7 protein-coding genes are annotated in these 12,855 nt (G+C 74.1%); 5 read left to right on the top strand and 2 right to left on the bottom strand.

Features of this window, described 5'->3' with window-relative positions; genetic code table 11:
* From R6Y94_RS05610 to purE, 5 genes are all read left to right on the top strand, one after another.
* A partial coding sequence (locus R6Y94_RS05610; RefSeq protein ID WP_318394690.1) for an EAL domain-containing protein occupies positions 1 to 519 on the top strand: 519 nt, incomplete at its 5' end.
* Positions 520 to 689: 170 nt separating this feature from the next.
* Positions 690 to 1,451, top strand: coding sequence for a MerR family transcriptional regulator (locus R6Y94_RS05615; protein ID WP_318394691.1), 762 nt, complete (start codon positions 690 to 692; stop codon positions 1,449 to 1,451).
* 87 nt (positions 1,452 to 1,538) lie between these two features.
* Complete coding sequence (locus R6Y94_RS05620) at positions 1,539 to 3,539, top strand: thioredoxin domain-containing protein (RefSeq protein ID WP_318394692.1); 2,001 nt, start codon at positions 1,539 to 1,541, stop codon at positions 3,537 to 3,539.
* A gap of 13 nt (positions 3,540 to 3,552) precedes the next feature.
* A complete protein-coding gene (locus tag R6Y94_RS05625; RefSeq protein ID WP_318394693.1) occupies positions 3,553 to 4,728 on the top strand; it encodes a 5-(carboxyamino)imidazole ribonucleotide synthase in 1,176 nt (391 codons plus the stop codon).
* 55 nt (positions 4,729 to 4,783) lie between these two features.
* Positions 4,784 to 5,257 (top strand): 5-(carboxyamino)imidazole ribonucleotide mutase, encoded by a 474-nt coding sequence (gene purE / locus R6Y94_RS05630; protein ID WP_318394735.1) that lies wholly within the window; start codon positions 4,784 to 4,786, stop codon positions 5,255 to 5,257.
* Positions 5,258 to 5,661: 404 nt separating this feature from the next.
* On the opposite strand, the gene R6Y94_RS05635 is transcribed toward purE, so the two are convergent.
* The gene (locus R6Y94_RS05635; protein ID WP_318394694.1) at positions 5,662 to 10,719 is read right to left on the bottom strand and encodes a zinc ribbon domain-containing protein; all 5,058 of its coding nucleotides are present in this window, start codon (positions 10,717 to 10,719) and stop codon (positions 5,662 to 5,664) included.
* 265 nt (positions 10,720 to 10,984) lie between these two features.
* Positions 10,985 to 12,412, bottom strand: coding sequence for a UDP-glucose/GDP-mannose dehydrogenase family protein (locus R6Y94_RS05640; RefSeq protein ID WP_318394695.1), 1,428 nt, complete (start codon positions 12,410 to 12,412; stop codon positions 10,985 to 10,987).
* Positions 12,413 to 12,855 lie beyond the last annotated feature (443 nt).

The raw sequence follows: 12,855 nt of genomic DNA on the forward strand, positions 1-12,855 counted from the left end.
GCCCGGCCCCCCCCGGGGCGGCGGCCGGGGGGGGCCGGGCGCGGGCCCCGCCCCCGGGGCCCGCCCCCCCGGCTGGTGCTGGAGATCACCGAGACGGTGGTGATGAGCGAGCTGGAGGTCATCGACGAGGTGCTCTCCGCGCTGCGCGCGATGGGCGTGCAGTTGGCCGTCGACGACTTCGGCACCGGGTTCTCCTCGCTGACCTTCCTGACCCGGATCTCGGTGGACGAGCTGAAGGTCGACCGGTCCTTCGTGATGAAGATGGCCGAGTCGCCGGAGGCGGCGGCGATCGTACGGACCACGGTGGATCTCGGCCGCGAGTTGGGGTTGCGGGTGGTGGCCGAGGGGGTGGAGACCGCCGACCAGCGGGCCGCGCTCGCCGAGCTGGGCTGTACGGCCGCCCAGGGCTACCACTTCTTCCGGCCGATGCCGTCGGACAAGATCGTCGCGGTACTGCGGTCGCTGCTCGACTCCGCACACGCGCGGATCCTGCCGCTGCGCGCCGACGGCGCCTCCTAGCGGCTCCTCCCTTCCCGATCGTCCCGGCGCGGCTCCTTCCTTCCCGATCGTCCCGGCTCGGCGAGATCGTCCCGGCTCGGCGAGGCCGTGCACGTGCCGACCGTTCCGGCGGCTTGACTCTGCCGCTACGTCAACTTCTACCGTTGGTGAGGTACGACGGAACCACAGGGGTGGGGAGCACGGTGGAGTGGTCGATCCAGGAGATCGCCCGGTCGGCCGGTACGACCAGCCGGACGCTGCGGCACTACGGGCAGATCGGACTGCTGGTACCGAGCCGGATCGGCCGGAACGGCTACCGCTACTACGACCAGGAGTGCCTGCTCCGGTTGCAGCGGATCCTGCTGCTCCGCGAGTTGGGGCTGAGCCTGCCGGCCATCGCCGAGGTGCTGGACGGGCAGCGGGACGGTGCTGCCGCACTCCGTACCCACCTGCGGATCCTCGAACAGGAGCGGGACCGGATCGGCCGGCAGATCGAGTCGGTCCGGACCACCCTGCGCAAGGTGGAGGGAGGTGAACAACTGATGGCGGAGGACGTGTTCGACGGCTTCGACCACACCCGGTATGAGGAGGAGGTCACCCAGCGCTGGGGAAAGGTGGCGTACCAGCGGGGGGACCGGTGGTGGCGGTCGCTGAGCGAGGACGAGAAGAAGGCGTTCGGGCAGCGGCAACTCGACATTGCCGCCGACTTCGGCCGGGCGTACCACGCCGGGGCGGCGGCGGACGGCGAGGAGGCGCAGGCGATCACCCGGCGGCACCACGAGTGGCTGTCCGAGACCGGTAACCCGGTGAACCGGGAGTACTTCCTCGCACTGGCCGAGATGTACGTGGCGGATCCCCGGTTCACGGCGAACTACGACCGGCACGGCGCCGGTACGGCGGCCTTCATCGCCGACGCGATGAAGGTCTACGCCGAGCGTCGGCTGGCCGACTGACCACGCGCAGCGGTCGGCGCGGCGGGCGGGGCTGCAGACCCGCCCGACCACCGAGCGCCGTACCGCCGCAGCGGTTATGGTCGTCGGGTGAATCGACTGGCCGACGCGACCAGCCCGTACCTGCTCCAGCACAAGGACAATCCGGTCGACTGGTGGCCCTGGACGACCGAGGCGTTCGCCGAGGCGCGCCGTCGGGACGTACCGGTGCTGATCTCGGTCGGCTACGCGGCCTGCCACTGGTGCCACGTGATGGCCCACGAGTCGTTCTCCGACCAGGCCGTCGGCAAGCTGGTGAACGAGAACTTCGTTCCGATCAAGGTGGACCGGGAGGAGCGGCCGGACGTCGACGCGGTCTATATGACCGCCACCCAGGCGATGACCGGGCAGGGCGGCTGGCCGATGACCGTCTTCGCCGCCCCGGACGGTACTCCGTTCTTCTGCGGCACCTACTTCCCGAAGGCCAACTTCGTCCGGCTGCTCCAGTCGGTGACCGAGGCCTGGACCGGGCAGCGCGAGGCGGTGCTGCGCCAGGGCGCCGCCGTGGTCGAGGCGCTGGCCGGCGCCCAGGCCGTGGGCGGGCCGCGCGCCCCGCTCACCGCCGGGACGCTGGACGCCGCCGCCGAGCAGCTCGCCCGGGAGTACGACGAGACCAACGGCGGCTTCGGCGGTGCGCCCAAGTTCCCGCCGCAGATGAACCTGCTCTTCCTGCTCCGCCACCACCAGCGCACCGGCGCGACCCGCGACCTGGAGATCGTCCGGCACACCTGCGAGGCGATGGCCCGGGGCGGCATCTACGACCAGCTCGCCGGCGGCTTCGCCCGGTATTCGGTGGACGGGCACTGGACGGTGCCGCACTTCGAGAAGATGCTCTACGACAACGCGCTGCTGCTCCGGGTCTACACCCAGCTCTGGCGGCTCACCGGGGACCCGCTCGCCGCCCGGATCGCCGCCGAGACCACCGCGTTCCTGCTGGCCGACCTGGACACCCCGGCCGGCGGCCTGGCCTCGGCCCTGGACGCCGACACCGAGGGCGTGGAGGGCGCCACCTACGCCTGGACCCCGGCCCAGCTCGTCGAGGCGCTCGGCGAAGACGACGGCCGGTGGGCCGCCGACCTCTTCGCGGTCACCGAGGCGGGAACCTTTGAGCACGACACCTCCGTGCTCCGGCTGGCCCGGGACATCGACGACGCCGACCCGGAGATCCGGGAACGCTGGCAGCGGGTCCGGGCCGCACTCCGGGCGGTACGCGACCGCCGGCCCCAGCCGGCCCGGGACGACAAGGTCGTGGCTGCCTGGAACGGCCTGGCCGTCACCGCCCTGGTCGAGTACGCCACCCTCACCGCCGACCCGGTAGCCGGGGCCGCGGCGGTGCGGATCGCCGAGGTGCTGGCGGAGCGGCACATCGTCGACGGGCGGCTGCGCCGGGTCTCCCGGGACGGCCGGGTCGGCGAGCCGGCCGGGGTGCTGGAGGACTACGGCTGCGTCGCCGAGGCGTTCTGCGCGGTGCACCAGTTCACCGGGGACGGGCGCTGGCTGGAGCTGGCCGGGCTGCTGCTGGACGTCGCCCTGGAGCGGTTCGGCACCGGCCAGGGCGGCTTCTACGACACCGCCGACGACGCCGAGGAGCTGGTGAGCCGGCCGGCCGACCCGACCGACAACGCCAGCCCGTCCGGGCTGTCGGCGGTGGCGGCGGCGCTGGTGGCGTACTCGGCGCTCGGCGGCCAGGTGCGCTACCGCGAGGCGGCGGTCGCGGCCCTGGAGACCGTGGCGCCGATCGTCGCCCGGCATGCCCGGTTCACCGGGTACGCGGCCACGGTCGGCGAGGCGCTGCTCTCCGGCCCGTACGAGATCGCGGTGGTCACCGCCGAGCCGGCCGGCGACCCGCTGCTGGCGCTGGCGCACCGGCACGCCCCGCCCGGGGCGGTGGTGGTGGCCGGCGAGCCGGACCGGCCCGGCGTACCGCTGCTCGCCGACCGGCCCATGATCGACGGTGCCCCGGCCGTCTACGTCTGCCGGGGCTTCGTCTGCGACCGCCCGGTGACCACCCCGGATGCCCTGCTGGCGCAGCTCGGGGTGACCGGGAGTTAGGCTTGCGCCCGCTATGGATTCCCGCACGGGTCTGCCCGTTGTCGGCATGGTGGGTGGCGGCCAACTGGCCCGGATGACCCACCAGGCCGCGATCGCCCTCGGCCAGTCGCTCCGCGTCCTCGCGCTCGATCCCTCGGACGGGGCCGCACTGGTCGCCGCCGACGTCCGGTACGGCCAGCACACTGACCTCGCCGCGCTGCGCGAGTTCGCCGACGGCGCCGACGTGGTCACCTTCGACCACGAGCACGTGCCGAACGAGCATGTCCGGGCGCTGGCCGAGGCCGGGGTGGCCGTCTACCCGCCCGCCGACGCGCTGCGGTACGCGCAGGACAAGCGGGCCATGCGGGAGCGGCTGACCGAGCTGACGGCGCCGGTGCCGCGCTGGCGGCCGGTCGCCGAACCGGGTGACCTGGTCGATTTCGGTGCCGAGCTGGGCTGGCCGGTGATCCTCAAGGCGACCCGGGGCGGTTACGACGGCCGGGGTGTCTGGGTCGTCTCCGATCCGACCGAAGCCACCGAGCTGGTCCGCACGCTGCGGGCCGCCGGCACCGAGCTGATCGCCGAGCAGCGGGTCGCGCTGCGCCGGGAGTTGGCGGTGCAGGTCGCCCGCTCGCCGTTCGGCCAGGTGGCGGCGTACCCGGTGGTGGAGACCGTGCAGCGGGACGGCATCTGCGTCGAGGTGCTGGCGCCGGCGCCCCGGCTGCCGGAGGAGGTGGCGCTGCGGGCCCAGCAGCTCGCGATCGACCTGGCCACCGCGCTCGGCGTGGTCGGCCTGCTGGCGGTGGAGCTCTTCGAGGTGACCGGCCCGGACGGCGAGCCGGCGCTGGTCGTCAACGAGCTGGCGATGCGGCCGCACAACTCCGGGCACTGGACGATCGAGGGCTCCCGGACCTCCCAGTTCGAGCAGCACCTGCGGGCGGTGCTCGACTACCCGATGGGGGACACCGCGCTGACTGCCCCGGTGGTGGTGATGGCGAACGTGCTCGGCGGCCCGGACGGCGGCATGTCGATCGACGAGCGGCTGCACCACCTCTTCGCCGAGGACCCGGGCGCCAAGGTGCACCTCTACGGCAAGCAGGTCCGGCCCGGCCGCAAGATCGGGCACGTCACGGTGCTCGGTGACGATCTGGAGAAGGTACGTGCCCGGGCCACCCGGGCCGCCTGGTGGCTACGGGAGGGACACGAGTGAGCGAGTGCCGCGAGGTGTCGGCGTGACGGAGTCGGCGCCGCCGGTCGGTCTGATCATGGGTAGCGACTCGGACTGGCCCGTGATGGGCGCGGCGGCCGAGGCGCTGGCCGAGTTCGGCGTCGGCTACGAGGTCGGGGTGGTGTCGGCGCACCGTACCCCGGTCAAGATGATCGACTATGCGCAGGCCGCCGCCGGCCGGGGCATCCGGGTGATCATCGCGGGTGCGGGCGGGGCCGCCGCGCTCCCCGGCATGGTGGCCTCGGCCACCCCGCTGCCGGTGATCGGGGTGCCGGTGCCGCTCAAGCACCTCGACGGGCTGGACTCGCTGCTCTCCATCGTGCAGATGCCGTCGGGCATCCCGGTGGCGACCGTGTCGATCGGCAACGGCCGCAACGCCGGCCTGCTGGCCGTACGCATCCTGGCCGCCTCGGACGGGACGCTCCGGGACCGGATGGTGGCGTACCAGGCCGAGCTGGAGGTGCTGGTCGCGCAGAAGGAAGCCACGCTGCGGGCCAGCCTCGGCGCATAGGCAGCCCACGCCGCTGGCGAGGGCTGCTGGGCTGGTCGGCGCGACTCGGCCGTTGCTGGAGGCTATCTGTCGTGCAGGCTGTCGAGCTGCCCCGTTTGTGCGCCCGCCTGCTTCAGGGTCTCGGCTACCTTGTCCGGGCGGAGCGTGTTCGTGCCGCCCGCCGTGGCTTCCCGCACCTGTCGGCCTGTGCGCCGTGCGCAGCATGACCTCGGCTGCCCGCCCGAGGGGACGGGTTTCACACCGCCGGGCGTGGCTTCTTCCCGTCCGCCGCGTCTGCCCCGTCTGCGCGTCCAGCTCGACAGTCTGCGCGCGGCACTCTTACCGCCGGGTCGGTGGAGGCGGCTCGCGCGACGCGGCGGCTCGCGCCGCCGTGACAGGTTCGCGGCGTGGTGACGACGGTGCGGTCAGCGCATGGTGCGTACCGCCCGGAAGCGCTCCTGGGTGCGGCGCCGGTTCTCGTTGCTGGCCCCGAACGCCAGCAGCAGCAGGCCGACCGGGATCAGCACCAGCCACGGCCCGAAGCTGAACAGGGCACGTAGCGCGGCCAGCGCGGTGACGATCGCTCCGATGATCACCGGAGCCTGCTGTCGCCGGTTGGATCCCCAGATCAGCGTGGCCACCCCGCCGAGCAGCAGCAACACCTGCCGCACCGCGCTGTCGTTGCCGGCCAGCACGATCACCAGGGTTGGCAGGAATGCCGCCACCAGCGCCGGCCCGTACGCCGCCCAACTGCTCAGGTCGGTGCGGTGCCGGAGTTCCAGCAGGCCGACCAGCAGGGCCAGGGCGGCGAACGCCAGCGTGTACGCCTCCGGCAGCGCGACGTCGGCGAGCGCCATCAGCAGCCACCAGGCGACGACCTCGCAACCGACCGCCGACCAGAAGAGCGTGCGCCGTTCCACCGTGCTGCGGTACGGCCGTACGGCGGCCATCCCGAGTATGGCGCCCCAGGCGGCGAGCAGTGCGGCGATGTGCCGGGGCGAGTCGTAGGCGAGCGCGGCGGCGATGAGCGCCGCAGCGTACCCGCTCCACTCCACGGTGGTCGCCTCGCGCATCGACTCCGGGCGGCGCAGCCGGGGCAACATCGCCGCGACCAGCAACAGCACCGCACCCACCGCCAGCACCCCGAACGCGGACCAGGCCGGGTCGAGCCCGAGCACCAGCCCGCCGGTGAAGACGAAGGTCTGGGCCATCACCGAGGCGAAGAGCCAGCCGAGGATGCGGGCGTTCTGGGTCCGGCCGCCCAGCGCGGCGACCGCGCCGACTCCCACCGCCGCGCCCAGGGTGAACAGGGTCAGCTCCCGGGTGGCCAGCGCCCCGGCCAGCCCGGCACCGCCGGCGGCCAACCCGATGCCGAAGACGAGGATCCGGGTCAGTCGCAGCGAGCGGGCGACCTCGGCGTCCGGCGGCGGCGGGGTCAGGGCCAGTCCGAGCATGGCGATCGTGAAGACCGCGAGCGCGGCCAGGGTGCTGTTCGGCCAGCCCAGGCCGAGCGAGATCGGGGTGATCAGCAGGGTGATCGCGGCCCCGGGCAGCACCACCGGCACCGCCCGGGCCGGCCGGCCGCCGCTGAACCCGGTGGCGGCGAGCCCGGCCGCGATGGTCAGCAGCAGGGCCGCCAGCACGTTGCCGGGATCGACGGCCTCGGGCTCCGGATCGGTCAGCGCCGCCGGTGGCCCGTCCCAGATATGGGCGAGCGTCTGGTACGGCTCGACCAGCGCCACCACCAGGGCGGGAGCCAGCGCCGCCACGGCCAGCGCGGTCGGCAGGGCGGCCGCGAGCATCGCCCCGACGGCGGGGCTGACCGACCAGCGACCGCCCCGGGCCGGCTCGGGCAGCCGGCGGAGCGCCCCACCGAGCATCACCGACCAGCGCCGGATCGGCTCCCGGAGCGGGGTCGGAGCCGGGGTGACCGCACGGATCAGCTCCGCGAGCACCCCGAGCAGTACGGCCGCGGCGGCGTACACGCCCCAGGGCAGGCCGGTGAGGAGGGCCGCCACCGAGGTCGCGGTCGCCCCGCCGACGATGCCCATGGTGGCGTACGGGAGGTACTGCGGGACCTGGCGGCGGACCAGTCCGACCACCGCCACGCCGAGGCTCGCCCCGGCGAGCGTGGCCAGCACCACCACCTCGGCAGGCGAGTGCAGCGCGGCGGCGAACGAGGCGAGTGCGCCACTGAGCGCGAACAGCGCCCCACCGGCGGCGAGCCCGCCGATCTGGGCGGTCTGCGGCGGCATCGACCAGGAATCGGCCTCCTCCGCCGGGCCGGAGAGGGTGCCGACGGCCCGGGCGAGGGTGGCGACGACGGCGCCGATCAGCGCGACGATGCCGAGCGCGGCGGCGGTCGTCCACGGCCGGACCAGGCTCGCCCCGACCGCGTGCAGGGCGACGGCACCGGCGACGGTGGCCCGGGCCAGCCCGGCCCGGGGATCGGCGGCGACGACGGAACTCACCCCGTAGACGGTGGCGACGGCCCCGCCGACCACGATCGGGGACCACCAGGGCAGCCCGAACGCCGCCGGGGTGCCGATGGTGGCGAGTCCGACGCAGACTGCGGCGACGTCGTACGCCCACGGCCGGGGCAGGGCGATCGCGGCGGCCCCGGCCAGCAGGAGCAGGGCGACCGGGGCCTGCCAGCCGGTGCCGGCCTCGCTGACGTGCCACTGCGCGAGGTCGGCCGCCCAGAGCCGGCCGGGCGTGGCCAGCACCTGGAGCCCGCCGCTGACCGCCGTCCAGCCGGCCAGCAGCGCGACGAGGCCGCCGGTCAGGGCGATGCCGAGGATCGGCCCGCGCCGCCAGTCGGCCGGCATGGCCCGGATCCCGGCGGCCACCACCAGGATGAGGAAGGCGGCCGCGGCCAGCTCGGCGCCGTCCCCGAGGATCCCGGCGATCCGGGCGAGGGTGCCCACCAGCGCCGCGGTGACCGCCGCGGCGGCGACATCCGAGCCGTCGAGCAGCCGGTCCGCCCGCCGGCCGGCGTCGATCGACGGCGCCAGCACCAGCAGGATCGCGCTGACCAGCAGCAGCCCGCCGACCAGGGCGTCCGGCAGGGTGGCGCCGGGCGCGCCGAAGGCCGCCGCGGTGACGGCGAGCGCGCCGAGGCCGGTGCCGACGGCCAGCGGCCCGCTGATCTGCCGCTGGGCCACCTGGGTGACCGCCGCGTAGCAGAGGACCGCGCAGACGGCCAGGAAGCTGGCGGCGAGGACGGGTTGGCTGGCCTCCCGTACCGACAGGGCGGTCGGGGTGGGGTCGACAGGTACCGCCGAGGCGACGAAGGCCGCCACCGCACCGGGGAAGGCGAACGCCGCCCCGCCGGCCGCCCAGTCCCCGAGCATTCCGGACCACCGGCCCAGCGGTGCCGTACGGGTGAGCGGGGCGAGGGCGACCAGCGCCCCGCCGACGGTGAGCGCGAACAGGACGGCGGCGGTCAGGCCGGGCCGGGCCACCGAGGCGGCCGCTCCGGCGAGTCCCACCACGGCGGCGGCGACGGCGTGGGTCAGGGCGGTCCGCCGGGTCTCGGCGGTCAGCCCGACGAGTCCGATGCCGACGGCGACCAGCACCGGTGGCCAGGGGGCGGCGACCCAGCCGAACCCGAACGAGGCGGGCATGGCCAGTGCGGTCAGCGCCGCGCCGACCACGGCGAACTCGCGGCGTACCTCGGGCGGCGAGGAGAGTACGGCGGCGATGGTGAGCAGCAGCGCGGTGGTGGCGAGCTGCCAGGAGGTGTCGCCGACCCCGGCGGCGAGCTTGCCGGGGTATTCGGCGAGGTCGGCCTCCCAGACCGGCAGGGCGGCCCGGATCGGGGCCAGGGCGGCCCGCAGCGCGCCGCCGGCCACCACGACGCCGATCACGATCAGGGCGGCGGCGGACGCCAGTTGCGGCCCGCGCCGGGCCGCTTCGGGCACCGCGCGTACGCCGAGCCCGGTCAGCGCGATCACCGCGGCGATCACCACCAGTGCCCGCCCCGGCAGGGCAACCGCGGCGACCCGGCCGGCGGCACCGATCACGGCCAGGGTCAGGATCCCGGCGGCGATGTCCGGCAGGGGTGGCCGGCGCAACGCCAGCGCGCCGACCATGCCGACCCCGGCGGCGAGCAGCAGCACCAGGCCGGCCCGGGTCGCACCGGGTACGGTGTCGGCGTTCACCAGCGAGAGGACCGCGCAGACCACGGCGACGGCGAAGGCCACGCCGTGCAGCGTCCAGGCCAGCTCCCGCACCCAGGGAGTACTGGCCGTTCGCCGGACGCCGGGGGTACGGACCCGCTTCGCCGACCCGCCCTGGGCCGGGTCGGCCTGGACGACCGCGTCCGCCTCCTCGGGGAAGGTCTCCGGCCGCTCCGGGCCGGTCCCGTCGAAGGCGTCGCGGTCGGGGGCGGTCGGGTCGTCGTCCACCCTTGCCGGCCGGTCGTCGGGGCGGCTCCTCGGTGGAGCGGGCGGAACGTCGACCGGCACCTCGGGCCCGGACCGGAACCGGGCCGGCCAGCCGGTCAGCCGCCCGTCGTCGCCGAAGAGCCGGCCGAGATAGAGGTTGCCGAGCGACACCACCACCAGCACCAGGGCCCAGCCGCCCGGCCCGGTGACCCAGGCGTACGCGAGCAGCGGCAGGATCGGCTGCACCGCGAGTACGGCGGCGTAGCGGGGGGCGTTCAGCCCGGTCGCCCCGGCGTAGCCGGCCGCCACGGCGGCGGTGACCAGAAAGGTCAGCCCCGCGAAGAGCGACCCGGGCAGGCCGCTGTCGCCGAACCGGTCGACGGTCCAGAGCGAGTAGCCGGTCAGCGGCACCAGCAGCAGCCCGACCGCGGCGATGGTCTCGGCGGTGGCGATCAGCCCGCGCCGGGCCACCCGGGGCGGTACGGCCAGCATGAGCGCGGTGGCCAGCACCAGGATGGCCACCCGGCTGAAGTCGTCGAGCGAGCTGAGCGCGACCGCGACGAAGACCACCGCCGCGATGCCGAGCAGCAGTGCCCCGAGCCCGAGCAGGATGTTCTGCACCTCTCGGGTGGAGGCCTCCGGGCGGGCCTTCCCGTCGTCCCAGGCCGGTTCGGCGCCGGGTGGTGGCGGTGGGGGCGGCGGTGGTGAGGGGGGTGTCATCCGGTCGGAGCCGCCACCTCGCGGCTGCCGGGGTACCCGGGGCGGTGGCCCGCCGGGGGACGTGCCGGGCGCGGCGGTCGGTGGGCGCCGGTTGGCCCTGCGCCGGATCACCCGGCGCGGCTTGGTGCTCTGCTTGCGGCGCTGGTCCGCCGCGTGCGACAGGATGTCCCGCTGGAAGAGCGCCGCCTGCATCTGCGAGGCGATCGTCTTCTGCTCCTTGGCGAGCGCCGCCTCGCGGATCTTCATCTCGGCGATCGAACGCTCGATCCGAGCGACGTCGTCGGCCCACTGGAGTTGCTCGGTCCCGCAGTGCGGGCAGTGCGGTGCGGGCTCGATCTCCCGGCCGCACGAGGAGCACTGGTACGTCGTACTCACGGCACCCCCTCCAGCCGGCGCTGACGCCGCATCACGGGCTTCCCACCGAAGCATGCCCATGCCGGGCGACCCTGAACAGTCCCCGATCGCGTGCGAAACCCGGCTGAGGAGATCCTAAAAGGCCGGCCGTGGACCTCGACGGGTCCACGGCCGGCAAGTCGGCGTCGAATTCACGATTGTCGCCGTCCGGCCGGTCCGCTATCGAGCAGCGGACGCCCGCCTCGCGACGGCTGGTGCCGGTGCCGGTGCGGCGGCGATTGCGGCGCTACGGCCGGCCCATGCCCCGGTAATCCCAGCCGGCCTGGGTCCACAGTCCGGAGTCGAGGCAGTTACGACCGTCCACGACCCGCCGTCCGGCGGCGAGTTCGCCCAGCGCCACCGGGTCGGCGTTGCGGAAGTCGGCCCACTCGGTGAGTACGCAAACCAGGTCGGCCCCGCGTACGGCGTCGTTCATGCTGGGCTCGTACGTCAGCTCGGGCCGCTCCCGGCGGGCGTTCTCCATCCCCTGCGGGTCGTAGACGTGCACGTCGGCGCCGGCCTTGGCGAGCGCGGCGGCGACCGCCAGCGACGGGGCGTCCCGGACGTCGTCGGAGTTCGGCTTGAAGGTGGCGCCGAGCACCGCGATCCGGGTGCCGGAGAGGTCGGGCCCGGCCGGCCCGTACCGGCGGCCGAGCAGTTCGGCGGCGAGCTGGAGCACCCGGCTGCGGCGGCGCAGGTTGATCAGGTCGACCTCGTGCAGGAAGCGCAAGGCCTCGCCGGCACCCAGTTCCTGGGCCCGGGCCTGGAACGCCCGGATGTCCTTGGGTAGGCAGCCGCCGCCGAAGCCGACGCCGGCCTGGAGGAAGCGGTTGCCGATCCGGGGGTCGTAGCCGATCGCCCGGGCGAGCTGGGTGACGTCGCCGCCGGCCACCTCGCAGACCTCGGCCATCGCGTTGATGAACGAGATCTTGGTGGCCAGGAAGGCGTTAGCGGCCACCTTGACCAGTTCGGCGGTGGCGAAATCGGTCACCACCAGCGGAACCTCCCGGTCCTCGGTGGCGGCCAGGTCGAAGACGCCCTTGTGCGCGGAGTAGAGCATGCCGTTGGCCCACTCGCTCTTGACGCCGACCACGATCCGGTTGGGCCGGAGCACGTCCTCGACGGCGAAGCCCTCCTGGAGGAACTCGGGGCTCCAGGCGACCTCGACCCCGAGGTCGGTCTCGGCGTGCTTGCCGACGAGCTGCTCGATCCACTCGGCGGTGCCGACCGGGACGGTGGACTTGCCGACGATCAGGGCCTTGCGGGTCAGGTGCTGGGAGAGCCCGGTGACGGCGGCCTCGACGTACGACAGGTCGGCGCCCATGCCGTCGGCCCGCTGCGGGGTGCCGACGCAGATGAAGTGCACGTCGCCGAAGACGGCGGTCTCGGCGATGTCGGTCGAGAACCGGAGCCGGCCGGCCGCCAGGTTGCGCTTGAGCAACTCGTCCAGGCCGGGCTCGTGGAACGGCACGTCGCCGCCGGCCAGCTTGGCGATCTTCTCGGCGTCGACGTCGAAGCCGATCACCTCGTAGCCGAGTTCGGCGAAGCAGATGGCGTACGTCGCGCCCAGGTAGCCGGTGCCGAGGAAGGTCAGACGCGGGCGGGCGGCGCCGGACGGCGGGGTCACCGCCGGGATCGTCGGCATGGGCTGAGTGCTCGGGTACGGGATCGTCACGCCTGTGTTCTCCGCTCGCAGTGGCGGCGCTTCATTGCGTCGCGGTGGGAGGTCGGCGCCGAAGGAGAGCACCGATGTCGGACATTGTGGGCCTTGTTCACCTGATGTCGATGGTGCGCGGCCGGCGAGTCGGCCATCCGCGCCGGGACGACAAGCGCTGAGCCTACGCGGACCGCGCTTCCCGGTGCACCTTCGGTCGGCATCTTCACAGCGTGCCTGCCGGTCCGGTGTACCGCCCCCCCGGTCGTCCGGGCCGCCCCTTCTCGGGCCTATTCCCCTGATTTTTGCTGGTAGGCGTGTTTCGTAGCCGGTGGGCGAACGCCGTACCTAGAAGATCTTGACCGTCGGAAATGGCTGCTCATAGGCTCCGAGCCACCTTCAAGGCGATCTCCCGATACCTCACCCCCATCCCCGAGAAGGGAATCTGAACGTCAGATGACGGT

Source organism: Plantactinospora sp. KLBMP9567, from assembly GCF_033446045.1.
GTDB lineage: Bacteria > Actinomycetota > Actinomycetes > Mycobacteriales > Micromonosporaceae > Plantactinospora.

Excerpts from the sequence above, each read along its gene's own strand:
- R6Y94_RS05625 (WP_318394693.1), top strand. The coding sequence starts at position 3,553 with ATGGATTCCCGCACGGGTCTGCCCGTTGTCGGCATGGTGGGTGGCGGC.
- purE (WP_318394735.1), top strand. The coding sequence starts at position 4,784 with ATGGGTAGCGACTCGGACTGGCCCGTGATGGGCGCGGCGGCCGAGGCG.